Annotated in this window: 21 protein-coding genes; 10 read left to right on the top strand and 11 right to left on the bottom strand. The window is 59.9% G+C overall.

Annotated features, from left to right (window positions below):
* The first annotated feature begins 139 nt into the window (after positions 1-139).
* Both ACZ1HH_RS02855 and ACZ1HH_RS02860 read left to right on the top strand, forming a co-directional pair.
* Complete coding sequence (locus ACZ1HH_RS02855) at positions 140-937, top strand: DeoR/GlpR family DNA-binding transcription regulator (RefSeq protein WP_487320368.1); 798 nt, start codon at positions 140-142, stop codon at positions 935-937.
* 189 nt (positions 938-1,126) lie between these two features.
* Complete coding sequence (locus tag ACZ1HH_RS02860) at positions 1,127-1,756, top strand: hypothetical protein (protein ID WP_472637263.1); 630 nt, start codon at positions 1,127-1,129, stop codon at positions 1,754-1,756.
* A gap of 21 nt (positions 1,757-1,777) precedes the next feature.
* On the opposite strand, the gene ACZ1HH_RS02865 is transcribed toward ACZ1HH_RS02860, so the two are convergent.
* A complete protein-coding gene (locus ACZ1HH_RS02865) occupies positions 1,778-4,327 on the bottom strand; it encodes a DUF3131 domain-containing protein (protein WP_472637264.1) in 2,550 nt (849 codons plus the stop codon).
* A complete protein-coding gene (locus ACZ1HH_RS02870) occupies positions 4,324-7,734 on the bottom strand; it encodes a trifunctional glycoside hydrolase family 18/polysaccharide deacetylase/glycosyltransferase family 2 protein (RefSeq protein WP_472637265.1) in 3,411 nt (1,136 codons plus the stop codon). Before ACZ1HH_RS02870 ends, ACZ1HH_RS02865 begins: the two co-directional genes overlap by 4 nt.
* A gap of 472 nt (positions 7,735-8,206) precedes the next feature.
* Between ACZ1HH_RS02870 and ACZ1HH_RS02875 the strand changes: the two genes are divergently transcribed.
* The gene (locus ACZ1HH_RS02875) at positions 8,207-9,217 is read left to right on the top strand and encodes a glycosyltransferase family protein (RefSeq protein ID WP_472637266.1); all 1,011 of its coding nucleotides are present in this window, start codon (positions 8,207-8,209) and stop codon (positions 9,215-9,217) included.
* Positions 9,218-9,229: 12 nt separating this feature from the next.
* On the opposite strand, the gene ACZ1HH_RS02880 is transcribed toward ACZ1HH_RS02875, so the two are convergent.
* Complete coding sequence (locus ACZ1HH_RS02880; RefSeq protein ID WP_011537898.1) at positions 9,230-9,733, bottom strand: MarR family winged helix-turn-helix transcriptional regulator; 504 nt, start codon at positions 9,731-9,733, stop codon at positions 9,230-9,232.
* Positions 9,734-9,960: 227 nt separating this feature from the next.
* On the opposite strand from ACZ1HH_RS02880, the gene ectA reads away from it, so the two are divergent.
* The 4 genes from ectA to ACZ1HH_RS02900 are packed head-to-tail and all read left to right on the top strand — an operon-like array spanning position 9,961 to position 13,725.
* Positions 9,961-10,512 carry a diaminobutyrate acetyltransferase gene (ectA, locus tag ACZ1HH_RS02885; RefSeq protein ID WP_416367986.1) on the top strand — a complete coding sequence of 184 codons (552 nt, stop codon included), beginning with the start codon at positions 9,961-9,963 and terminating at the stop codon, positions 10,510-10,512.
* A gap of 47 nt (positions 10,513-10,559) precedes the next feature.
* Positions 10,560-11,846, top strand: a complete 1,287-nt coding sequence (ectB, locus tag ACZ1HH_RS02890) for a diaminobutyrate--2-oxoglutarate transaminase (protein WP_011537900.1) — start codon at positions 10,560-10,562, stop codon at positions 11,844-11,846.
* Between the two features lie 24 nt (positions 11,847-11,870).
* Positions 11,871-12,263, top strand: coding sequence for an ectoine synthase (locus tag ACZ1HH_RS02895; RefSeq protein WP_005620964.1), 393 nt, complete (start codon positions 11,871-11,873; stop codon positions 12,261-12,263).
* Positions 12,264-12,288: 25 nt separating this feature from the next.
* Positions 12,289-13,725 carry an aspartate kinase gene (locus ACZ1HH_RS02900; RefSeq protein WP_011537901.1) on the top strand — a complete coding sequence of 479 codons (1,437 nt, stop codon included), beginning with the start codon at positions 12,289-12,291 and terminating at the stop codon, positions 13,723-13,725.
* Between the two features lie 488 nt (positions 13,726-14,213).
* On the opposite strand, the gene ACZ1HH_RS02905 is transcribed toward ACZ1HH_RS02900, so the two are convergent.
* From ACZ1HH_RS02905 to pobA, 7 genes are read right to left on the bottom strand one after another with little or no spacing between them, the layout of a single operon-like run.
* Entirely contained in the window at positions 14,214-15,287 is a 1,074-nt protein-coding gene (locus ACZ1HH_RS02905; RefSeq protein ID WP_472637267.1) for a 3-carboxy-cis,cis-muconate cycloisomerase, read from the bottom strand.
* Positions 15,288-15,326: 39 nt separating this feature from the next.
* The gene (locus ACZ1HH_RS02910) at positions 15,327-16,160 is read right to left on the bottom strand and encodes a 3-oxoadipate:acetyl-CoA acetyltransferase (RefSeq protein WP_011537903.1); all 834 of its coding nucleotides are present in this window, start codon (positions 16,158-16,160) and stop codon (positions 15,327-15,329) included.
* A gap of 9 nt (positions 16,161-16,169) precedes the next feature.
* Positions 16,170-16,787, bottom strand: a complete 618-nt coding sequence (pcaG, locus tag ACZ1HH_RS02915) for a protocatechuate 3,4-dioxygenase subunit alpha (protein WP_472637269.1) — start codon at positions 16,785-16,787, stop codon at positions 16,170-16,172.
* A gap of 2 nt (positions 16,788-16,789) precedes the next feature.
* Positions 16,790-17,512 carry a protocatechuate 3,4-dioxygenase subunit beta gene (pcaH, locus tag ACZ1HH_RS02920; RefSeq protein WP_487320369.1) on the bottom strand — a complete coding sequence of 241 codons (723 nt, stop codon included), beginning with the start codon at positions 17,510-17,512 and terminating at the stop codon, positions 16,790-16,792.
* Positions 17,509-17,913, bottom strand: a complete 405-nt coding sequence (gene pcaC / locus ACZ1HH_RS02925) for a 4-carboxymuconolactone decarboxylase (protein ID WP_416367990.1) — start codon at positions 17,911-17,913, stop codon at positions 17,509-17,511. The genes pcaH and pcaC overlap by 4 nt, the downstream gene beginning before the upstream one ends.
* Positions 17,906-18,694: a 3-oxoadipate enol-lactonase gene (gene pcaD, locus ACZ1HH_RS02930; RefSeq protein ID WP_472637270.1), complete on the bottom strand. Its 789-nt coding sequence runs from the start codon at positions 18,692-18,694 to the stop codon at positions 17,906-17,908. The genes pcaC and pcaD overlap by 8 nt, the downstream gene beginning before the upstream one ends.
* Positions 18,694-19,863 (bottom strand): 4-hydroxybenzoate 3-monooxygenase, encoded by a 1,170-nt coding sequence (pobA, locus tag ACZ1HH_RS02935; RefSeq protein ID WP_416367992.1) that lies wholly within the window; start codon positions 19,861-19,863, stop codon positions 18,694-18,696. The genes pcaD and pobA overlap by 1 nt, the downstream gene beginning before the upstream one ends.
* Before the next feature lie 81 nt (positions 19,864-19,944).
* On the opposite strand from pobA, the gene pcaQ reads away from it, so the two are divergent.
* Together pcaQ and rpoH are read left to right on the top strand one after the other, a co-directional pair.
* Positions 19,945-20,883, top strand: a complete 939-nt coding sequence (gene pcaQ, locus ACZ1HH_RS02940; protein ID WP_472637345.1) for a pca operon transcription factor PcaQ — start codon at positions 19,945-19,947, stop codon at positions 20,881-20,883.
* 345 nt (positions 20,884-21,228) lie between these two features.
* Positions 21,229-22,128: an RNA polymerase sigma factor RpoH gene (gene rpoH / locus ACZ1HH_RS02945; protein WP_472637271.1), complete on the top strand. Its 900-nt coding sequence runs from the start codon at positions 21,229-21,231 to the stop codon at positions 22,126-22,128.
* Positions 22,129-22,615: 487 nt separating this feature from the next.
* Here rpoH and ACZ1HH_RS02950 read toward each other — a convergent pair whose 3' ends face one another.
* Positions 22,616-23,788, bottom strand: a complete 1,173-nt coding sequence (locus ACZ1HH_RS02950; protein ID WP_472637272.1) for a dipeptidase — start codon at positions 23,786-23,788, stop codon at positions 22,616-22,618.
* A 166-nt stretch (positions 23,789-23,954) separates the two neighbouring features.
* Here ACZ1HH_RS02950 and ACZ1HH_RS02955 point away from each other — a divergent pair, with 166 nt between their 5' ends.
* Positions 23,955-24,944, top strand: a complete 990-nt coding sequence (locus ACZ1HH_RS02955; RefSeq protein WP_472637273.1) for a Gfo/Idh/MocA family protein — start codon at positions 23,955-23,957, stop codon at positions 24,942-24,944.
* The last annotated feature ends 32 nt before the right edge of the window (positions 24,945-24,976 follow it).

Genomic DNA, 24,976 nt, shown 5'->3' on the forward strand with positions numbered 1-24,976 from the left:
TCGAAAGTTAAGATGCCGCCCGTATCCCCTGAGTCTGAAACGATCATGTGACAGTTTCGCAAATCTATTATTATCTTGCCCGGAGGGCGCTGCTCTTGTTAGGACGCCCGCACGGATTTTCACTTTCAAAGGAAAGCGAATGCGACGGGGGGAACTCAACGAGCGCCGGGATGCGATTATTCGGTTGTTGTGCGCACAAGACGAGTTGTCCGCGCAGGATTTGGCCGCGCGGCTGAATGTGTCTGTCCAGACCATTCGCACCGATTTGCGAGAACTCGATGAGGCGGCCCTGGTGCAACGTCGCCACGGCAGGGTCCGGCTTCGGCAGCCCTCGGAGAACATCGGCTACGCCCCGCGGATGAGTGTCGCGCGCAACGAAAAGCAACAGATCGCGATGGCGGTAAAACCGATGATAGAAGATGGTAGCCGTGTTGCTTTGGGCACGGGGACCACGGTCGAGGCCTGCGCGCGTCAGCTGGCCGCCAGCCATAGGGACCTCTTTGTTGCCACCAACAACATTCACGCGGTGATTGCGCTGCAAGGGGCAAGCGGGGTCTCGGTATCGCTTGCCGGGGGGGCGGTGCGGCTGCGCGATCTGGATTTTATCGGTGCTGCGAGTCGCGCCTTTTTTGCCGACTACATGGTCGACATCGCGATTTTCAGTTGCGGCGGTCTTTCCCTTTTCGGGGATGTTTTGGACTACAACACGGATGAGATCGCCGCGCGTGAGGCGATTTCAACCTGCGCCGCGCGCCGGGTTCTGGTCGTGGATCGAGAAAAATTCGGGCGTGCTCTGCCGTGCCGGAAACACATGATCTGGGACTATGACGTGGTGGTCACGGGGGCTGATTTTCCTCGGGAAATCATGCGCAAATGCCAAGACGCCGGTTGCGAGGTTGTGCGTGTCGCCACAGATGAATCCCCGCTGCGCGCCTGATGCGGCCGGCAGGTTGAGGCGGTTAATCGTTCAAATTTGAATCGATGTTTTTGAAAATAATATAATCTTTTCAGAATGTTGTGGGGGTTTTTGTTAGGGGTTCGTAAAGGGGTTTGACCCACGGTTTAGAGGAGCTTCGGGCGGCGATGTCGTGGCAGTCGAGGCGTTTCTGTTCAGTAGGATGGTCCCATGATACCTGTATCACTCAAGGCTGCCACAGCAGCCGCGTTTGCGATTTTCCTTTCGGCCTGCGGTGGCAATCCGCGAACCGACTTCAACGAATTCAGCAGCGTGAGCACGCGGTTTAATATCGACAGTGATCTCTCTGGTCTGACCCGAGTCGCAATCGCCCCAGAACAAGAACAAAGCATGAACGTATTCCTCACGGGATATAGTTGGTGGGACAATACCCCGCGTGGCTCCGCCATCATCGCGCGCCCGGTGATCCATCGCAGCGCAGGTGGTATTGGCACCTACGACGACCCTATCACCTTGGCGGTTGGTCACAAGAAAACCGGCGGGCGCAGCATCATGGATTACAAGCCCGGCACCCGGTTCTACATTGAGCGGCTCCAGAAATACGCCATTGTCGAGGACATGTGCGGCGATGGACCGCGGCCGCAGGATGGGCCCTGCCACACGGGCCACAAAGGTCACGACTGGATCGACATCTATGTTGGTGGGCGTCGCATGGATGAAGCCTCGGTGGATGCCTGCATGCGCCACATCACGGGCATTCAATCGGTGATCCTGAACCCGCGCCCCGGCTACCCCGTGACCCCTGGCGAGATTGCCTCCACTGGCTGCCGCACCTTTTGAGCCGACAATGGGACATGCGCGTCAGCCGGAGGTTGTCAGCTGATGCGCAATGGCCTGAAGTATCACGCTGTTGGTGTTGAGGTCGGTGTAATTGCGCGTGGCGCGACCCGATCTAACAAAGATGCTTGAGGAGTAGCCGTTATCCGTCTTTGCGTTCTCGCGCACATATGCGCGCAGCCGATCCGAATAGGAATGGGGCTGCAACGCCGACCAGAGATAGGCGGCCTTGCTGCTGACGGCGAGATACTCATCACGAAATTCCGGCGTGCGATATTCGGGCTCTTGCCCGACCGTGTCCATCGCCCACGTGCGCGTCTCGGCATCAAGTTGCAGACCCTGATAGAGAAACCAGGGGCTGGTGTCGATTGGGCCTTCAGAGACGCAGATCAGACGGCCGGTCTCGCGGAAATCTTCAAGCTGCGTTGAAAACAGAACATCCGCGAGATAGGCGCTCTCTTGCGACATGCCGAGCTCCAGCGCTTCGAGCAAGAGCGGCTCTGCCCCGATCGGGCCAATGGTTGCAACGGCCTCCAGAAGTGCCATCTGCCCATCTGGCTCCGAGCGCCCCTCGAACACCTCGTAGGGCGAGCGGACATCGTGCCCCCAGCGTCGAAACGCGCGTGCCACGTAATGCGCACTGTGCGAAACATAGGCGCTGTGCAGCTTGCCGTCGGTCACGGAATGGACTTCACCATCGATAATGACCTGGTTGAGATCATAAGACGCGACAAGCTTCAGAAGCTGGTCGCCAAAGTCGCTGTGCCTGTGCAGGTTGTCCAGAGAGGCGAGCAAACGCCCGGCGTCACTGGCGTCAAAGTTGCGGTTGCCCCAGCGGGTGCGGTCGGTGCGGATCCACCCCTGCGGCAGGCGGCGATCATCCGAGACGCGCCCCGCGATATTGGGCAGGATCTTTCGGATCGCAGTCTCAAAGCGCTGCTTGTCAATGAGGCCAATCTGTTTGGCGGCCACCAACCCGTTGATATGACTGCCAACATCCCACATTGTCACTGCTTCGTGCAGGCGCCCACCGGGAGATGAGTCAACCGTCGAAGGGCAAAGCCCCGTTTCGGGATGGGTAAATCGCTCCAGATAGCGCCATGCGACCTGCGCATCCTCCAACAGCTCTGCGCGCCGCTCTTCAGAGAGTTGAAGCTTCCGCAAAGTCAGCTCCGGCTGCGTCGCGGCCACACGTCGATAGCGCAATGGCAGTGGCCCATTTGGGATCATGCCCTGTGTCATCTTCTCCAGTGAGGTGAATTCTGTCACCGACGTGCGCTTGGCGCGGGTGAGCGCGTGTTCGAGCGCGGTCAGGGTGCTGTCGTCCGAGAAGTCATCGCTGCGCAGCACCACAACCACATCGTTGAGACCCGTGAATGCGGCCTGAAGGCTCTCGGGGGTGATCGGTGCATCCACATCGCGGCGCGGCAGCGTAAGCACGCCATCCGCACCGATACCGAGGTGGGACGCAGGGTCCGCATCAAGTCGCACCGCAATCCCTGCCGAAAGCGGGCGCGTTGTGGTCAGGAGGGGGGCACCAGTTGCAGAGACGCCGGTGAGGGTTACCGGATGCGGCTGGGGCGGGGGCTCGCCTCCGTGCGTTGGTGTTTCAGTCGGCACCCAGATTGCCAACTGACTGGCGGAAGGTCCCGCCAACGCCGGGCTTTGCAAATACGGCAGTTTCATCCGATCAAGGAGCCGAGTCAGCGCTGATGGGGCGTCGGGGGCAGGAGCGTTGAGGCTGCTCTGCACATAAACGCAGATGGAGCGTTTGAAATCATAGGCATCCCGCAGTTGCAGATCTGAGACAGGCAAAAGCGACGCCGTGCCATCGACTTCCTGTTGGGCAAGGCGCTGGGCGTACCGGTCGGTCAGGGCCTTGAGATCATCGACTTCCACCTGTGCAAAGGAGGTTGCGGACAGGTAATCGACGTTCTGCGTCGCAGCCGGTAACTCGGGTGCAGCCTCGCCCGTTTGAAACAGATCCACAAGCCGCCCCCCAAAGAGACGTGCCACGCCATTCTCCCAGGTTTGCGAGACAATAGGGGCGCTTGCCCTTGGCAGGCTCAGAATATTGAAGACCCCGGCCGAACGCACCGCCATGGGGGAGGCGGGGCGCGCCACATCGTGGCAGGCCAGGGTCGGGACTCGGATGGGGAGTCCGAGCGTTCGTTCCACCGGGCTCAGCATTTCGCGCAGCGCTGCGAGTGCGCCTTGCGCCCTGCGGGCCTGAAAATGCTGAGACAGGGTGGCTAGATCGGCTGTGAGGGGGGCAAGTTCGATACCGCTGCCGCCCAGAAGATACCCGGACAGGACGCGTGCCAGCGGATGCTGTGGCGACAGTGGCGCCCCTTCTCCATCAAAGGGCGACACCACACAGGTCACGGGAATGTTGCGCTCCCAAAAGCTGTCGAGCGCCGCGATCAGATGCGGCACCGAAGTGGTCGCATCAATGCCCGTGATTACCGGGTAGGTCTGGGGTGTCACTGCACCGATGAAATCCGTGGCGAAAGATTTCATCGGGATCAGGGCCGCGCCCGCGCCGAGCGATTTGAGGAAGCATCTGCGTTTCATGTGCCGCTCGTCGCAAGGCTGTAGTCACGCCCCAGCCGTTTCTGCGCACCCCAGCTGAACAGGCGGCCCGTGATGGCCCGCAGGATCGCACGGATCACGGAGTAATAGAGGATCGGCCGGTAGAGAACCCGCTGGACCGGGAACAGCAACAGCGACCACATGCTCTCATCCTTGTCCCGTGCGAGGGCAAAGGCGGCAATCACGAACTCGAGCGCTGGTAGGGTGAGGTAGGCGAGGAGATACTGCATGTTCTGCGCGCCAACCGCCCCGCTGTCCCAACCGCCGCTGACCATCTGGTAAAGCAGGATGGCGACAAAGAGGTCCGCAATCGGCGCCAGCAGTGGGAAGAGATAGCCAAAGATGAACATGTCAGGGATCGAAATTAGCCCCACGGAGCGCCCCTCGAGCATCGCTTTTTTGTGCTTCCATGCGCTTTGGAACATGCCAAACGACCAGCGCAGGCGCTGTTTCAAAAGCTGCCCAATGCGCTCGGGCACCTCGGTGTAGCCGCGGGCGAGCGGCTCATATGCGATCCGGTATCCTGCACGGTTGACCTCGATGGTGAGGTCGGTGTCTTCGGTCATCGTCTCGTCGCTGAAGTGCCCCGCCTTGCGCAGCGCAGCCACGCGCCATGCACCGAGGGCGCCGGGCACCACCAGCATGCCGTTGATCAGATCAAAGGCCTTGCGTTCAACGTTCTGCGCGGTGGTATATTCCAGCGCCTGCAGTCGGGTCAGAAGGTTCACCTTGTTGCCCGCGATGATCTTGCCCGCGACGGCACCGATCCTTGGGTTGTCGAAATGTCTGACCATGTGCCCAATGGCGGATTTCTCGATCTGCGTGTCTGCATCGATACAGACCACAATCTCGGCGGATGTGTTCATCAGCGCCCGGTTCAGCGCACTCCATTTGCCCTGGTTGGGCTGCGAGATCAGGCGGACCTCGCGCATGTGCGCGAAGGCAAAGATCTCGTTCAGTGTATTGTCGCTGGAGCCATCGTCGACCACGATGATTTCGAGGTTCTTGTAGTCGCTTGCCCGCACGCTCTGGATGCAGCTGCGGATGACCTTCTCCTCGTTGTGGGCCGGGATGATCACCGCCACCTTTGGGGTGGTCAGCGAGATGGTGCGATGTCCGCGCCAATTCAGGACGGCGAGCAACAAGATCGCGACAGAGCGCACTACCCCGATGCCGAGCGCCAGCCAGAACAGGATCACGATGGCGTCCTGACCCCAAGCGACCAGAGAAAAGGAAACATGGTCAAAGGTTTGATAGCCGCCCTCGGTCACGGGCATCACGGCTGCACGAGTGCTGCCGGTCAAGTCGGCCACGGTGGTGAACTCATAGCCTTTGGCAGAGAGCTCGGTGATGATCAGCCGCGTGGCCTCGACCGAAGCGGTGCGATCCTCACCGCCGTCATGCAGCAAGATGACGTTGCCTGCACCGCGTTCGACTTCCTCGATGGCAAAGTCCGCAATCTCGCGGCCGCTCCATCCGGCCCAGTCGTGGGGCACCACATCCATGCCGACCACTTGCATGCCGCGATCCCACGCAATCTCGAGCGCGGCGACGCGATCGGCCGTCACCGGGCCGCCACTGCGCTGGAAAGGTTCACGATAGAGGGTCAACTGCCGACCTGCCGCCCCGGCCACCACCTTGTCGAGCATCGCGTATTCAAGCGTCGCGCGGGTCTTGGAGACCTGATCCATCCGGGGGTGAGAGAACGTATGTGCGCCGATTTCATGTCCCTCGTCGATCATCCGGTTCAAAACCTCGGGCGCGTTCATCACGCTTTTGCCGGTCACAAAGAAGGTCGCGGGCGTCTGGGTTTCCTGCAGGATGTCGAGGATCTGCTCGGAGAACACCGGATGTGGGCCATCGTCGAAGGTCAAAACCACCTTGCGGCCGGCCGGTTTTCCATAGCGCTCCAGCGCGTAGGGGCGCGGCAGCAGGTCATAGCTCTGCGAGACTACACGCCCGGTTTCCGTATCAAACCCGATCTGGCGGATGCCGGGAGACTGCCGGCGGTGAAGGCGCAGCAACGCGCCTTCGCCGCGATAGCTCACATATGAGTCGAGCTTCACCAGAGCCAAGTCTGCACTCAGCGCGTCGTGGCTCAGGTCACGGTTTTGCAGCACGCTCCAGATACCCGGATCCTCGAGGCCAAGCGACCAGATAGCGCTATTGGGGATCTCAAGCTGCTGCAGGATGACAAGCTGGTTGATGAGGCTGGCGACGTCCTGCATCCAGATCTTGTTGAGGCGCCCTTCGGGATCGCGATAAGACGCAAGCGATCCGGAGGTCTTTTCGCTGAAGCGCAGCTCGGCGCCTGCGGCTGCAATTTTCTCCATTGCCGCCGCATAGGGCAGAACCTTGGGCAGTGGCTCACCCGAGACCCACTCCACCGCGAAGGTTCCAAGAGCGATCACCAGTTTGTCTTTGCCAATCTCCTGAAGTGCGGCCTTGGCGGTTTTCTCGAACCAGGCGTCCGTGGCCAGCGGCGAAGGCGCGGTGCCCACCCAGGGATCAAGAAAGAGCTTGAGGATCACCTTGTCAAACAGCGCTGTGGTTTCGCGCGATTGCCACGCCGTCGAGGTGCCGCTCAGGATGAGGCAGGGGCTGTGGCCTTCGCTTCTCAGGCTCGAGGTCAGGGTTTTGAAAAACGGCTGCAACACATCGAGATCAGCGGTCTCAAGCCCGGGAATGCTGATGCAGGCTCCTTGGGCATAGAGGGGGCGAAGCTGCGCAAGCACTTGAGACGTTACGCTTTGAGCGGTCTCGGGCGTGCTGAGGTTGCGCAAGAAACCTGCCTTGTCGCTTCCAGTGTCCACTTCGAGCACCGGCATCAGATCTGGGGCATGGCCCGATGTGCTGCGGTAATCCACCAGAGGCGCGCGGCTTTCTTCGGATTCGATCTTCACCACGGGCCCTTCGGGAGTGGCTTCGAGCCGGAGCCAGTCCGGCACCAAAACCCCCAGTTGGTTGCAGCTCTCATTCAGGGACAACTGTCCCCAATCCGTATCCGAAGGCACATGTCCAAAAATGGTCGCTGCAGAAGGGCTGGCCATTGCCGCAAAGAAGGGCTGGCTTGGTGCTTCGCAGGTGGGGCGGGTAGGGCGCACCGGCAGGAGGGAGGCAAGGCGCAGGTCTTCGGGGTGTTGAAGCGGGTCGTCCGAGAGGCGCAATACGTCCTCTTGTTGCGTCCATCTGCCCCGCACCTCTTGCCAAGCCGTTTGCCACGATAATGCGCCATCCAGAAACAGGTAGGCCCATGTCCCGGCCATCAGGAGCGCAATCACCAAGGCAGTGCGCAGACGGCGCAGGCGCAGTCGGCGCGGGTCGTCAAACACCTTGCGCCCACCCGCCTTCACCGCGAGCTTTTCATAGTGGAACGCAAAACGGCTCACGCAGCTGGCCTTTCACGGTCCGATCGCACCACGGCGACAGGCGACAAGCCACAGCTTGCCGCAATTACATTGAGCGCAATTGCTGACACGGTTCCCCACAACCCGACTGATCGTCCTGCATCGCCACTGGTCGCCCTGCGACAGGAGTCCCCACCCCCGTTCCGCAGCTGGTGCAAAACTGTTCATTTGATGAGGTGAGCTTCTCGCCGATCCTCGATCATGTCAAAATTCTGTTAATCTTGAGCCGAATTTAGCTCAAATTCGACCCAAATTACAGGAACAATCGCGTCATCGGGCGCGGATTGTCCTCGATGGGGAAGTGATCGGTTTTGGGCAAGGGCAGAGGGCCGGCGTTGATTCGACCTTTCAGCCTTGATGGAGCCATTGTTTTCGCGGGCGTGGTCGGGCAGTCTCAACCTCAAGAGGGCGGGGCTTCACCAGTGAACGCCGGGATGGGCCAGCGGGATGGGCTATGCACTACATCAATATTTCCGACCTCACCGACCGGAGTTGGCGTTTTCTGGAGCCATATGACACCGAGGCGCGGATGGGCTGGGAGATGCACCATGGTCTCGCGCGCAACGCCTTGGAGCGTGCGATCACGCGCCCTGCCTTGGCGCGGTACCGCGCCTGTCTTGAGGCGGTGCGCGCGGCGCGCCGCAGAGCGGATGCGGTTCTCGTGTCCCATCTGCCGAATGTCACGGTGGCCACGGCGGCGATGGCGCGCGGGCTTCGTGTCACCCGTCCGCATGTCGCTTTTGCATTTAATTACACGCAGGTGCCGACCGGGCGCCGTCTTGCGCTCTCGCGGCGTGTGCTGAGGGACATCGAAGAGTTCACGGTTTTTTCGCGTTATGAGATCGGCCTTTATGCGGAGCTCTTTGATCTACCGTCGGAGCGGTTCACTTATCTGCCATGGGCGATGGAGCCCCCCGAGGTGGCGGAAGGTATGGAGCACCCATTTGATCGCCCGTATCTCAGCGCCATCGGCGGGGAAGGGCGCGACTACCGCGTTCTTGCAGAGGCGATGGCGCAAGCGCCGGAACTCAGGCTTGCGATCGTGGCGCGTCCCGCCAGCATTGCGGGTATCGAGTTCCCCGACAATGTGAGCGTGTTCACCAATCTGCCTGCACCGGTGACCTGGGCCATCGCGCAGCAGTCTTGCGGGATGGCGATTGCGCTCAAATCCAACCACACGCCCAATGGGCATGTGACGATGGTGGGCGCGCAGAGACTGGGTATCCCGCTGGTCGTGACCGATTCCCTTGGGGTGGCTGACTATGTTGATGCCGAGACGGCGCTCATGGTCGCGCCACAAGAGGTCACGGATATGACGCGTGCCTTGCGTGCTGTGGTGGAAGACCCTGAGGCGGCCACCCAGCGCGCCGAGCGCGCAAAAGAGCGCGCCGCAACTTGCAGCGATCCGCGCGTCTGGCTTAGATATTTCGCGGGGCTCGATCTGCGTCTGAGTGGCGCGCGCTGATCACGTCTCGCGTCAGCTCGGGCGATCCGCGCTCTTGATGTCGCCCGTCGTGAGAACGGGCGCTGCGTCCATATCGTCTGCATCAAGCATTGCGGCCACGCGCTCCAGAGAGGCCAGAAGCTGCGCCTGTTCCCAGTCTCTCAGCTTCTCGAAGGCGCGCACATAGCGCTGTTGAAGGGCGTCCGGTGCCGCCTTGACCGCCTCGCGTCCGGACGGCTCCAGTACCACATTGGTTTGCCGGCGATCCGCTTCGGAGCGCATCCGTGTCGCCATCCCACGCGAAACGATCTTGTCCACCAGCGCTGTCACCGTTGCCTGCGCCACGCCCATGGTCTGCGCGAGCTCTTTTGGTGTGGCGCTGCCACCGTTGGTCGCAAGCAATTGCAACACACGCAGCTGTGCGGGGGTCAGGCCGGAGGCCTGCGCAAGATTGCGCGAGTAAAGCTCGGTCGCGCGCAGAATACGTCTGAGCGCGATCAGGCTTTCATCGGTTCGGTTTCGTGGGTGGTCACTCATAGCGCTCTAAGGTGTCACGGATGACAAAATCCTTCAATACACGAAGTATTCGAGTGATATTTCTTCAAGTTGAAGCAAGTCGCAAAGTGTATCATTCGTTGTGCGAAGAAATATAAGTAAATAAAAACAACATATTAAATGTGTGGGGAATAATATTGCTGAGGTTCTTGAAGTTTTTACATCTCTACTATATTTAGGGAGGCGAACGAAAATGGAGACGGTGAGCGATGCCCAAAGACATCCTGCAGACTGAGACTGATAGCCCCCGAACTTGCCAGCCCCGCCTGCGCAAGCCAAATGCGACGGACGGGGCCGATATCTGGGAGCTGGTCAGGGCCTGCGAGCCGCTCGATCGAAACTCCATGTATGCCAATTTGATCCAAGCGGATCACTTCCGCGACACCTGCGTGGTGGCGGAGCTTGATGGCGACATCGTCGGCTGGATTTCCGGCCACATGATCCCGGGCGAGGATGCATTCTTCGTCTGGCAGGTCGCGGTTGGTGAAGCCGCGCGCGGCATGGGATTGGGCAAGAAGATGTTGAAGGCGCTGATCGCGCGTGACGACATCCGGGATGCCTCCGTGCTGAAAACAACGATCACCAAAGACAATGCGGCTTCTTGGGGCCTCTTCCGCAGCTTCGCCCGCGACATCGGCGGCGAGCTCAGCGATGCGCCGCATTTTGAGAGAGAGGCCCATTTCGACGGCGCGCATGACACCGAGCACATGGTGACCATTACGCTCGACAATGAGGCAAAGATCCTCAAGCGCGCGGCCTAAACTCCTCCCCTCATCCAGAATTTACCTTATCCGAAAAGGATTTACCCATGCCCAAAGACATGGCAACCGACACGTCTATCTATACGCGCCGCGAAAGTAACGCGCGCTCCTACTGCCGCTCCTTCACAGCGTCGTTTGACACCGCACGCGGCTCCGAGCTGTTTACCGAAGACGGCACCCGCTACATCGACTTTCTGGCGGGCTGCTCCTCGCTCAACTACGGCCATAATGACCCCGACATGAAGGATGCGCTGGTGGCGCATATCCTGAAGGACGGCATCACCCATGGCCTCGACTTTCATACCGAAGCCAAGGAAGCCTTCCTGCACAGCTTCACCGATTTGATCCTGGCGCCCCGTGGCATGGATCATAAGGTCATGTTTACCGGCCCGACGGGCGCGAACGCTGTTGAGGCAGCGATGAAGATCGCCCGCAAGGTGACCGGCCGGACCAATGTGATTTCCTTCACCAACGGGTTTCATGGCGTGACCATGGGGGCGCTGGCCGCGACTGGTAACGGCTATCACCGCGGTGGGGCAGGCATGGACAAGGCGGGTGTGACCCGCATGCCGTATGATGCCTATGTCGATGGTGTCGACAGTGCAGCGCTTCTGGACAAGATGCTGTCTGATCCGTCGGGCGGGATCGACGCGCCTGCTGCAATCATGCTGGAACCGGTGCAGGGCGAAGGCGGCCTGAACGCCGCTTCGGCTGGTTTTGTGAAGAAAGTTCAAGAGATTGCCCATAAACACGGCGCGCTGTTGATCATCGACGACATTCAGTCCGGGTGTGGTCGCACAGGCACGTTCTTCTCTTTTGAAGACATGGGCGTTCAGCCTGATGTCGTGACCATGGCGAAATCGGTCTCGGGTTTTGGCCTGCCGATGGCGATGGTTCTGGTGCGTCCGCAGCATGACGTCTTTGGCCCTGCCGAGCACAACGGGACCTTCCGTGGCAACACCCATGCCTTTGTGACCGCCCGTGTCGCGATCGAGAAATTCTGGGCCGATGATGCGTTCCAGACTGAGCTTGCCCGCAAGTCGGAGCTGGTGACGAGCGCGCTGCAGGAAGTGGCAAGCCACATTCCAGGAGCCTACCTCAAGGGTCGTGGCCTCATGCAAGGTGTCGACGTGGGCTCTGGCGAGCTGGCCGGGGACATCTGTGCCCGTGCCTACGAGCTGGGTCTCGTGGTCGAGACCTCTGGCCCCAACGATGAGGTGGTCAAGATCCTCGCACCGCTCACCACATCCGAGCAGCTGCTTTGCGAAGGCTTCGCCATCCTGAGCACTGCGGCCCGCGAAGTGGCTGCAAAAACCAAAATTGCCGCGCAATAATCTGAAGACCGGAGACCAAGACTAATGATCGTACGCGATTTCAACGAACTGAAAAACACTGACCGCTCCGTCTCTGATGCGCGCTGGACATCCACCCGCATGTTGCTCGCTGATGATGGTATGGGCTTTTCCTTCCACATCACTGTGCTGGAAGCGGGTTCTGAACATCAGTTCCACTACAAACACCACTTCGAGAGCGTTTATTGCATGAAAGGTAAGGGCTCGATCACGGATATCGCCACCGGCGAGACACATGAGATCAAGCCTGGTGTCATGTATGCGCTGAACCTGCACGACAAACACATCCTGCGGGCAGAAGAAGAGCTGCATATGGCGTGCTGTTTCAACCCGCCAGTGACCGGCACAGAGGTCCATCGCGAAGATGGCTCCTATGCTCCGGCGGAGGAGCTGGCCTGATTCAGGCTCGAGAAACAGGTGACGTATGACACATACTGTTGAAAAAATTGGCGGGACATCCATGTCCCGCGTGAACGAGCTGGTCGGCACGCTCTTTACCGGGGGTCGCAAACCGGATGATCTCTATGGCCGTGTGTTTGTGGTCTCGGCGTTTGGTGGCATCACCAACCTGCTGCTTGAACACAAGAAAACAGGTGAGCCGGGCGTCTATGCCCGGTTCGCGGACGCCGAATCCGATCATGGCTGGCACGAGGCGCTGAGTCGCGTGGGCGACGAGATGCGCAAGGCTCATGAGGCGGTTCTGGAGAACGCGGGCGATGTGGCGCAGGCTGACGCCTTTGTCTCCGAGCGCATCGAAGGCGCGCGCAACTGTCTGATCGATCTTCAGCGCCTGTGCAGCTACGGGCACTTCCGCCTGGCAGAGCACATGCTGCAAATCCGGGAGCTGCTGTCGGGGCTGGGCGAGGCGCATTCCGCCTATGTGACCGCACTTTTGTTGCAGCGCGCGGGCGTGAATGCACGTTTTGTGGACCTCTCGGGCTGGCGCGACGAAGGTGACGTGACGCTAGAGGAACGCATCTCGAGCGCTCTAAATGACGTCGATCCGGCAACGGAAATGCCGATTGTCACAGGCTATGCACAATGCGCCGAAGGCCTGATGCGCGAGTTTGATCGCGGTTATTCCGAGGTGACGTTTTCCTGTCTGGCAGCCCTGACCGGGGCCAGCGAGGCGATCATCCACAAGGAATTCCACCTCTCCTCGGCCGATCCGAAGCTGGTGGGTGAGGGCGTGGCGCAGAAGCTCGGCCACACCAACTATGATGTTGCAGATCAGATGTCGAACATGGGCATGGAGGCCATCCACCCCAAGGCGGCCAAGACTCTACGTCAGGCCGATGTGCCGCTGCGGGTTACCAATGCGTTTGAACCCGAAGATCCAGGCACGCTCATCGACGACAAGCCGGCCGATCAGCCTGCAGTGGAGATGATTACGGGTCTCGACATCATCGCGCTTGAGCTCTTTGAGCAGGATATGGTCGGGGTGAAAGGCTATGATGCTGCCATTCTTGAGGTGCTGACACGCCACGATGTGCGCATCGTCTCCAAGACCTCGAATGCGAATACCATCACCCATTATCTCGACACTTCCTTGACGGTTTTGAAACGGGTGGAGAAAGATCTGGCAAAGATCTACCCCAACGCGGATATTTCCGCGCGGCTCCTGTCGATGGCGTCCGCAATTGGGCGCGATCTCAAGGGGTTGTCGGTTCTCACCCGTGGCTTGCAGGCCATTGCGGACGTGGGTCTCGCAAGTCTTGGCGCCTCTCAGGGGCCTCGCAACGTGGACGTTCAGTTCATCGTGGAACGCGAAGATCTGAAACCTGTGATCAGTGCTTTGCACAAGGTTCTGGTCGAGGGCAGGCCCGCAAAACAGGAAAAGCCGATCAAAGCGGCAGCCTGATATAAACATAGCCGTCGTCTGACAGGGATGATGCATCACCAAAGAAGGGGCGCCTGCGGGTGCCCCTTTGTGCGTTGCGGCTACATGTGGCTGGGAAGGCTTGTCATATCGTTTTATATTCAATGGGTTGGGGGCATAGGGAGAGGATCTCCCTATGCCCCCGGGTAACATCCCCGGCACTTAAAGAACGGTTGCAGGGGCACTCTTAACGAACGTGCAGCCATAAGGGGAATATTCATAGGAATTGCAACCTCAGATTTAGGTCTCTCCCAGATGCCTGCCTGTGTAAACAGCAGTGCCGCAGCCATATGTTGAGTGAATTGGGTACGGCAGGGGCAGGCCAAGAGCAGAGGTGCGTGGAACACATTCTGAGCACTACGCGGGCAGCGTCACCTAGAAGCGCCGCGCCTTGTGGGCAAGACTGGGGTGCTGGTTTTCGAGCGTGAAGATCGGCTCTGTGCGAGAAATGAAGACGAACCGCGCGAAGGTCAACGCGCGGTGGGAGGCTCGCCGATGCGCGTGATTGCCTGCACCTGCCGGGTTGCGAGGCGGAGTGCGGCTCCGGTGCAGGTCATCATTGCCGGCAGAACCATCCACTCAAGCGTCCACATGGCGCCCGAGCGCTCCTGTTCATGCACGGAGGCCTGATGCATCAGGGCAACCTGTCCGGCGTTGTAGCGTGAGAGCGTCACCAGCATCTCTGCGATAACCGGGTTTTGCTTGTGCGCCATGGCAGAACTGCTGCCGCCTCCGGCCTGCGCGAGCGCATCCACACCCTGTTGCACCATCAAACACACGTCTTGGCCGAATTTGCCCAGACTGCCGGTCAGCGCAGAAAGCCATCCGGCATATGTGACCAATGAGTCGCGTTCCGTGTGCCAGCAGCGTTCAGGCGCGCGGAGCCCCAGTGCCTTTCCCATGTGGTCGGCCATGGCGGCGGCATGGGGCTGGCTGCGCTGCCCGTCGCCAACCGGGCCACCAAATTGCAGGGCTTCTACCTCGGGGCGCAGTATCTCCAGCCGGGAGGTATGACGCACGAGCGGTGAGATCCAGCTTGAGATCCGATGTCCGGCGGAGATCGGCAGCGCCGCCTGCATCCGGGTGCGCCCCATCAGGCGATTGTCGCCATGGGTCTCTTCCAGATTGCGCAGCGCTTCGATCAGCGTGGTGAGGCGCGAGATATAAATTTCGTTTGCGGCGCGAAGAGCCAAGGCCTGTGCAGTGTCTATCAAGTCCTGACTGGTAGCCCCAGGATGCACGGCGGCGGCACATTCGGCGCCGACATGGGCCTTGAGTTGACGCACATATCCGGGCACCGCCATGCCGTCGGCTGAGAGATCACTCTGAAGCCCCGCAACATCGGGGGTGAAATCTAACATGGCCGCCAGCGCACGCTGCGCCAGACCGGTGTCGATCTGCCCAACCTCGGCGGCGGCATGGGTCAGGGCCATCTCATACGCCAAGAACGCGTCTGCCGTGGCCGCCCCTTCAAACAATGCCGTGATCTCTGGATCGGCAAAAAGGCCTGCAAAATAGGGGTTCGATGAGGTCAGCGGATTCACAGGTGGCACGGTCCTTCGAAGCGGAGTCAGAACAGCAGATCAGGCCCGCAATGGCACGTCAAGGATCTCTCTGGCCTGTTGCCAGGTGGCGACGGGGCGCTCATATTTTTCGCAGAGTTCGGCAGCGCGCCGGATCAGTGCCGCGTTAGAAGGGGCCAGCGTATTGCGGTCGAGGCGCACGTTGTCTTCAAGCCCGGCGCGCGTATGGCCCCCGGCGGCGATGGCCCATTCGTTGACGACCAATTGGTTTGCGCCAATCCCTGCGGCACACCAGTTTGCATCGGGCGCGCGGCGTTTGACCAGATCAACATAGAAGTCGAAGACCTCCTTGTCGGCGGGCATGGCGTTTTTCACGCCCATAACAAACTGCACATAGAGTTTGCCGTAAAGCGCACCGCTCTTGTGTAGCGCAATCGCATTCAGGATATGGCTGAGGTCAAAGGCCTCCACTTCGGGTGTTACCTGATGCGTGCGCATCTCGCCCGCCAGCCAGTCCACGAGGTCAGGTGGATTCTCATAGACGCGGGTCGGGAAATTATTCGACCCAACCGAGAGCGAAGCCATGTCGGGCGCAAGCGGCAACATGCCCCCACGCGCCTTGCCTGCACCCGACCGCCCCCCCGTGGAGAACTGGATGATCATGCCGGGGCAGTGTTTTTCCAGCCCTTCCTTGAGACGTTCGAATTTCTCCGGGTCCGAAGAGGGCGTTTGATCGTCATTCCTGACATGCGCGTGGCAGATCGTTGCGCCGGCCTCAAAGGCTTCATGGGTGCTCTCGATCTGCTCGGAGATGGTGATCGGCACCGCTGGATTGTTGTCCTTGGTCGGCAAGGACCCGGTGATGGCGACGCAGAGGATGCAGGGGGTGCTCATGATCGGGCCTCAGATGTCGAAAAAGACGGTTTCGTTGTGCCCCTGGAGGCGGATGTCAAAGTTATACTGCCCGTCGCCCTGTGCCTCGGCAATGAGGGTTTTGACACGGGTCTGATGTTCGATGCGCGTGAGGATCGGGTCGGCGACGTTTGCGTCTGCTTCGTCGGGGAAATACATCCGCGTGTGCAGGCCGAGGTTGATGCCGCGCGCGACGATCCAGAAGGTCACATGCGGGGCCTGCATGCGCCCGTCCACAAAGGGCACCGCGCCGGGCTTTACTGTGTCAAAGGCGAAGGCGCCGGTGGTCATGTCAGACGGGCAGCGCCCAAAACCGGTGAAATTCGGATCTGCCGCGCCGCGTGTCTCGCTTGGGGCATTGAACAGACCTGCCGCATCCGGCTGCCAGATCTCGACAAGCGCGTCGCGCAGGGGCGTGCCGGTGCCATCGATGACATGGCCGGTGATGCGGATGCGCTGACCTTTGACATCGCCGAGGATCATCTTTTGACCGAGGTCCTCGGGATAGACCCCGGCGATGTCAGCAAAATTCGGTGTACAGCCAATATGGACATAGGGGCCAGCCGTCTGAGACGGGGATTCCTTGAGGTGCGTCAGAGGTTGTACCATGATCAAAGCCCCTCCATGCGATTTTCAAACAGGGTCTGGCGGCGACCGCGCAGGGTGATGTCGAATTTATAGGCACGCGCGTCCATCGGCACGGTGCGCGCCATATCAAGGGGCGCCACGAGGCTTTCAATCGCTTCGCGCGTGGGGATCGTATCCACGATGGGGCAGCGCCAAATGAGCGGATCTCCCTCGAAATACATCTGGGTGATGAGACGCTGGGCAAAGCTCGCGCCAAAGATCGAGAAATGGATATGCGCGGGGCGCCAGTCGTTCATGGTATTGGGCCAGGGGTAGGGGCCTGGCATGATGGTGCGGAACTCGTAAAACCCCTCTGCGTCCGTGATGCAGCGCCCGCAGCCACCAAAATTGGGATCGAGCGGCGCAAGATAGCTTTCCTTCTTGTGGCGGTAGCGACCGCCTGCATTGGCCTGCCAGACCTCGATCAGCGCGCCGGGAACGCCACGGCCAAATTCATCGCGCAGCTGCCCGTGCACAATGATACGCGGGCCGATCGCCATGCCGCCGTCCTTGGCAAAATTGAGGATCAGGTCGTTGTCGCGCGGGCCCAGGATCTCGTGGCCAAAGACAGGCCCGGTTTCCTCGACAAAAGTGGTGGGAAAGGACAAGGGCGCATGGCGCGGCCCGCGCGCGACGGAGGTTTTATAATCGGGCGTGATGCTGGGGGGGTGCCAGCGTCGGTCGCGATTTACATATCCGTTGCTCATGACTGTTGGGCCTCCCGGTCCATTTCGGCATAGGTTTCCTTGGCCAGCTTCAGCGCATGATTTGCGCGTGGCACCCCTGCATAGACCGCGACATGCTGAAATGCCTCAAGCACGTCGGTCTTGCTGGCGCCTGTTCGGGCCGTGGCGCGGATATGCATCGGGATCTCGTCAAAGTTCCCAAGCGCCGCCAGTAGCGCCAGTGTCAGCATGGAGCGTTCACGGTCCGAAACTCCATCGCTGGCCCAGACGTTGCCCCAGGCGGCTTCAGTGATCAGTGTTTGAAATGGCTCGTCAAATGCGGTTTTGGCAGCTTCGGCACGGTCCACATGGGCGTCGCCCAAAATCTTGCGACGGACCGCCATTCCGGCGCCGTAGCGGTCATTCGAAGGGCAATCAGACATGGCCCAGCTCCTTTATGAAATCCGTCAGCATGCCTGCATAAGCGCCCGGGGCTTCGACACAGGGCAGATGGCCGCTGTCCTCGATCACATTGAAACGCGCGTTCTCGATAAGGTCGATGGTTGCTTCAACGAGGGCAGGTGGGCTCGCCCCATCGTAACGGCCAGCGATGCCGAGGGTTGGCTGGAGCAGCGTCTTTGTCTGCGCGTGCAGGTCGGCGTTTGCGATCGCATGACAACTGGCGATGTAGCCTGCTTCAGGGGTGCGCTCCAGCATGTGCCGCCAGGGAATATGGGCGTCCGTCTCGAGGAATGCGGGGGCAAACCAGCGCGCCATGACCGCATCCGAGAGCGAGGCAATCCCGCCCGTCTCGATGGCCTGGATGCGGTCCAGCCACATCTGCGTCTCACCCATCTTGGCAGCAGTGTTGGACAGAACCAACGCCGAGATCCGATCCGGAGCGCGGGCTGCGAGGGTCTGACCAATCATGCCGCCAATCGACAGCCCGACAAAGACGCAACTCGAAACGCCTGCGTAATCCAGGAGTTCGAGCGCATCCTCTGCCAGATCGTCGATGGAATAAGGCCCCTCAGGACAGGAGCTCAGGCCGTGCCCCCGCTTGTCGTAGCGGATCAGGCGCAGGTTTTGTGGTAAGCGCGCGATCACGGCATCCCATAGCCGCAGATCGGTCCCAAGCGAGTTGGCAAAGATCACTGCCGGGCCATCCGGGCTGCCGTCCTCTCGCCAATGCAGCATGGCGTTTTGCAGGCGTGCCAGCCGCATCAGTAAGGCAGCCCGACATAGTTGGTGGCAAGCACGCGTTGCGCGTCCTCGTTGTCGCGCAGGAACGCCAGTTCTGCCGCCTGCATCTTTACGTCAAACGGGCCTTGGTCGGGGAACCGATGCAGCAAGGACGTCATCCACCAGCTGAACCGCTCAGCCTTCCAAACACGGGCGAGGGCTTTTTCGGAGTAGCGATCAATCCCTTCGTTGTCTTTGTCCTGATAATACTGGATCAATCCCGTGTAGAGGTAATGCACGTCCGAGGCGGCGGTATTCAGACCCTTCGCCCCGGTTGGCGGCACGATATGGGCCGCGTCGCCGCACAGGAACAACCGCCCCCAGCGCATTGGCTCGCTCACAAACGAGCGTAGCGGTGCGATGGACTTCTCGATCGAAGGGCCTGTGACCAGGGCCTCTGCGACCTCGCTCGGCAGGCGGCGGCGCAGGGTGTCCCAGAACCGGGTATCTGTCCAATCGCCCACGTCATCGCCCAGAGAGCATTGAACGTAATAACGGCTGAGATTGGCGTTGCGCATCGAACACAGCGCAAACCCGTCCTCTGAATTGGCGTAGATCAACTCCTCATTGACGGGCGGGGTTTCGGACAGGATGCCGAGCCAGCCAAAGGGATAGACTTTTTCGTACTCCGTGCGGACCGAGGCCGGGATCGTGCGCCGGCTGACACCATGAAACCCGTCGCAGCCCGCGATAAAATCGCAATCGATGCGGGTCTCTTTGCCGTCCGTTTGAAAGGTGACATAGGGGCTCTCGGTGTCGGCATCGTGGATTGTGGCATCTTCGACGTCAAAAAACGTGGTCGCGCCAACGCTTTCGCGTGCTTCGTAGAGATCGCGGGTCACCTCGGTTTGGCCATACAGCGTCACCGATTTACCAATCAGGCGCTCAAAATTGATGCCGAACATCTCGTCATTGTGTGAAATCAAGGTCCCGTGATGGCGAAAGCTCTCGCGCTCGAGCCGCGCACCGACGCCCGCACTATGCATCAGCTCAACCAAGCCCTGCTCGAGGATGCCGGCGCGAATGCGGCTGAGCACATGCTCCTTGGTCCGTCGTTCCAGGACGATGGTGTCGATGCCATTGAGGTGCAAAAGCTGTCCCAGCAGCATTCCTGATGGGCCGCCACCAACAATTACAACCTGTGTGCGCATGATCGTCTCCTCCAATGGAGCAAAGGCTACCATGCAATTTCATTATTCAAAAATGAGTTATTGGCAGGTATGAATACCAATATGGTAAACTATCAGCACGCGCGTCAGGTCAAAATCCGACATATGCAGTGCCTGCTTGAGGTGGTGTCCTGTGGCAGCCTGAAGGGTGCAGCAGAGCGGCTCTATCTCACGCAGCCCGCCATCTCCCGCACGCTTAAGGAACTCGAAGACATTCTGGGCAGCACCTTGTTGTTGCGCAGTCGGGCTGGTGTCGAGCTGACGGAGGCTGGCGAAGTCTTTGCGCATTTTGCCCGGATGAGCCTTGCCGCGTTGGATCATGGGCTCGAAAGCCTCGAGCGCACCCGTGGCGGGGCGCTGCAGCAGACAGTGACGATCGGGGCCCTTCCCAGCGTTGCGGCGGGGCTGCTGCCGAGGGTGGCCGAGGGATTTCAGCGCCTTGCGCCGGGTGCTGTTTTGCATCTCTCGGATGGGCCGCATGGGGCACTGATTGACCTTCTGCGCGGGGGCGCGGTCAGCATGGTCATCGGGCGGCTTGGAGATCCGGCCAGTATGCAGGGCGTGTCTTTCACGCAGCTTTATACCGAAGAAGTCGTCTGCGTCGTGCGCCCCGGCCACCCGTGCCTCGCGGCGCCAGAGCTTGACGATCTGTCGCGTTGGCCTGTGATTTTCCCGCCAGTGAGCGCAGCAATCCGACCGCAGGTGGAGCGCTGGTTGATCAGCCATGGCCTTTCGGAGCCGCCCAATCGGATCGAGACCGTTTCAGGCGCATTTGCCCGGGTGCATGCCCGCGACACCAACGCGATCTGGATGATCTCTCATGGGGTTGTGCGCAATGAACTCTCGGACGGGCGGTTGATACGCCTGCCTTTTGATACCTCGCTTACCAAAGGTCCGGTTGGATTAATGCAGCGGCAGGATGCGGACCCGAGCCCCCTCGAGAGCTTGTTTGTCAAAGCGCTCCATGGGGCGATTGAAGTCTTGGGATATGATGCGAGTTGAACGCTCGCCGGGGTAGGGCTGGGCGTTGCCCCTCGCCGCGGGGTGTTTGCAAAGAAGATGACGAAGCCCTGTTGTTTTGATGCGTCTCCGGCCGGAAATCGATGCTCGCGCAGCCGTGACGATCTGTGAATGCAGGTTGGTTTCGACAAACAGGGATATGCTTATTCATATATTTCAATCGGTTACTGAGTTTTTTTGGTTTTTCATGATCTTTTGTGACGCAATTCACAGAGGACAGGCCAGAGTGTTTGTATAACACTGGGCAAGGCGCGCTTGAAAACTGCGCTCACGACACGCACATGGGCTGAGATTGAGGTCCTTCTGTATTCGAAAGGGACAGTTCCGATGGCAAATTATGCAAACCTTCCCGCCCCGTCTCCCGAAGGCGGACTCAATCGGTATCTGCAGGAAATTCGCAAGTTCCCGCTTCTGGAGCCGGAAGAGGAATACATGCTGGCCAAGCGATGGGTCGAAGAGCAGGACACCGAAGCCGCGCACAAGATGGTAACATCGCATCTGCGACTGGCAGCAAAAATTGCCATGGGATACCGGGGTTACGGGTTGCCTCAGGCAGAAGTCATTTCTGAAGCTAATGTTGGTCTGATGCAGGCGGTAAAGCGGTTCGATCCGGAAAAAGGCTTCCGTCTGGCAACCTATGCGATGTGGTGGATCCGCGCCTCCATTCAGGAGTATATCCTGCGGTCCTGGTCGCTGGTGAAGCTTGGGACCACATCTGCGCAGAAGAAGCTGTTTTTCAATCTGCGCAAAGCCAAGGCCCGGATTGGTGCACTTGAGGATGGAGATCTGCGGCCCGAAGTGGTGAAGAAGATCGCCACAGATCTTGGCGTGACCGAGGATGAGGTGATCTCCATGAACCGACGTATGTCGGGCGGCGATGCGTCGCTCAATGCCATGGTGGGCAGCGACGGTGACAGCACCATGCAGTGGCAGGATTGGCTCGAGGATGAGGACGCCGATCAGGCGGGAGATTACGAGGCCCGTGACGAGCTGCAAGCGCGCCGGGAGCTTCTCGCCGAGGCCATGAGCGTCCTCAACGATCGCGAGAAAGACATTTTGAGCCAGCGTCGTCTGGCCGAGCAGGCCAAGACACTTGAAGAGCTGAGTGTCCAATATGATGTGAGCCGGGAGCGCATTCGCCAAATCGAAGTGCGCGCCTTTGAAAAGCTACAGAAGAAAATGCGTGAGCTCGCGGCTGGCAAGGGGATGCTGCAGTCGAAGCTCTGATCTTCTGTCTCAGAGATGTCCATTGATGCGCCAATCTCCCTCGGCGCGGACATTCGAAGGGGTCGCCCATCTCGGCGGCCCCTTTTTTGTTTGTGCGGACCATTGATGAAGGCGCGGTGCAAACCTTTGTCGAGGCTCCAGTGTCGAGCCTGCTGGCAGATAGTTGGGGCGGCGCCAGGGGGGGGGCGGCTGCATGGCTGGCGCAAAAGCATGGCTAGCAGAGCGGACTGCGTTTGGCTGGCTGGATGATCTGGAGGCTGGCGTGGCTAGCGATCTGGCTGGGGACCGAGGGGAAATCCCATGGGTGCCTTGCTGGATGGCGGGCTGCTTGCTGCCGGATCGTCTGGCGTGCTGCAGTTGATATTTAGATAGCCGCTGCTTTTGATGAGGTCAATAAAAAACTCAACCAAATCAAATAGTTGACTATTGTTGTCGGGTTTCTGGTTGCGCCAGTGCCAAGGCGCTCTGCCAAAGACATGCTTTGCACTCAGTCGAGGCGTGCGCGCAGGACGCGCAACATGTTCTCCCCGGCGACTTTGCGGATTTGGGTCTCGCTCAGCCCTTCATCGAGCATGGCCTGGGTTAGCGCAGCAAGTTCGGAGCTGTCGAAAGTCGTCGCAACAGAGCCGTCAAAGTCTGAACCAAGGGCAACGTGGTTTTCTCCAACCACCTCGATGGCGCTGTGAATGGCACGGGCGATCCCACTGGGGGAGGCATCACACACGGCATCTGCCCAGTAGCCAATTCCGATCACCCCGCCCGTAGCGGCGATGTCGCGCATCAGGGCGTCCGGTAGGTTTCGCTTTACGGGGCAGGCCTTGTGGATGCCGGTGTGCGACAGAACCAACGGGACATCGGTCATCGCAATGACATCCCGCACCACCTGCGGGCTGGAATGTGCAAGATCCAGGATCAAGCCGCGATCAACCGACTCCGAAACCACGTCGCGCCCAAACGCCGAGAGACCCAGATCGCCTGCGCCATGCAACGAACCCCCAAGCGCATTGTCAAAGAAATGCTGCAGCGCGATCAGGCGGTATCCGGCCTCCTCTAGGCCTTGCAGTTTACTGATGTCGCCCTCCAGCGGGTGTGCGCCCTCGATGCCCAAAAGCCCACCGACGACTTCGTGACCTGCGCGTTTGCGCTCCAGCAGAATGTCGAGATCGGCCTCAGTACGAATGATACGCAGCCGCCCTTCGGAGCGTTCCTGGAACCGGTGCAACTTCTTGGCTTGATGCAGGGCGCGTTCATAGAGCGACGTCCAGGTGGGAAGGGGCCAAAGCTGACCGATCGCAAGCAGCGTGATGTTGTCCCGCGCATCCGCATCATTATGGTCATAGTTCTGCCCGGCGGGGGATTTGGTCACAGCGGTGAAGACCTGCAAGGTGACATTGCCTTCGATCAGCCGGGGGATGTCCACATGGCCGCGCGCGTTGCGCTTCGTCAGGTCACGTTTCCACAGCAGCGGGTCTGCGTGCAGATCGCCGATGATGAGGCTTTGGTGCAGGTCACGTGCTGCGTCGCTGATCGGATAGGGGGCATGCTCTGCAACGGGGTTGCGCTGGCGGTCGAGAGCCGCCGGAGCGAAGATAAAAAACGCCATAATCGCACATATGGCGAGACCCACGAGGCGTTTGATCCATTTTGCAAAGGCTGACATGGAGGAGATCCTGAAATTTGGTTTGTAGGCAGGCTACGGTGCGACAGCACAAACGCAACCCTCTTGTCTCGCGCCTCGCGCCACGGCATCGAGATGTTTGCGGTGGTGACATTCTCTGGCTAGTGTGAGCGCAAACATTCGCGCCGAGGTCAGGGGAGATTGGCACATGACACAACCTATTCGTTGGGGCATTCTGGGAGCCGCGAAATTCGCGCGCGAGCATATGGGGCCAGCCATTCACGCTGCAAACGGTGCTGAGCTTGCCGCTCTGGCCACCTCAAGCGCGGACAAAGCTGCGCTATTTCAATCCTTTGCACCCGGAATAGCAGTGCATGAAAGCTACGAGGCGTTGCTCGCCGACCCGTTGATCGATGCGGTTTACATCCCGCTTCCAAACCATCTCCATGTGGAGTGGGCGCTGAAGGCGATGCAGGCGGGCAAACATGTGCTGGTCGAAAAACCCGCGACGCTACGCGAGGAGGAGTTCGACCAGTTGATTGCGGCGCGGGATGCGGCGGGTGTTCTTGCAGCCGAAGCCTATATGATCGTGCACCACCCGCAATGGCAGCGCGCGCGCGAACTTGTGCATACCGGTGCGCTGGGGCAGGTGAAGCATGTCTCGGGGAAGTTCTCTTTTGACAATCGCAGTGACGTCGACAACATCCGCAATCGTCCGGAAACAGGGGGCGGCGCCCTGCGCGACATTGGAGTCTATGTCTTGGGATCGGCACGCTTTGTCACCGGTGAGGAGCCGCAGGACATCAGTGCGCAGATTGAATGGGAAAACGGGGTGGATGTGCTCTCAAATGTGCAGGCGCGGTTCCCGAGCTTTCTTTATACGGCCTATGTCAGCACCCGTTTGCAGCCCTTTCAGGAGATGCTGTTTCACGGCGACAAAGGCGTGTTGCGCCTCACGGCGCCCTTTAATCCGCGGGTCTTTGGGGAGGCGCGGCTGGAGTTGCACCAGGCCTCTCATGCGGCGGGATCAGGACGCGTCATCGAGGAACGCTTCCCCATTGCCGACCACTATAAGCTGCAGGTTGAGGCCTTCGGCAAGAGTGTGCGCGATGGCGCGCCCTATGCCTGCCCGCTAGAGTTCTCGCGCGGGACGCAACGCGCGCTGGATCAGATTTTTGCGACCGCCACCACGCTCTGAAGGTTGATCGCAGGGGGGCAGTTGGATCAGGC

It is taken from the genome of Epibacterium sp. HA2-3 (genome assembly GCF_055693725.2).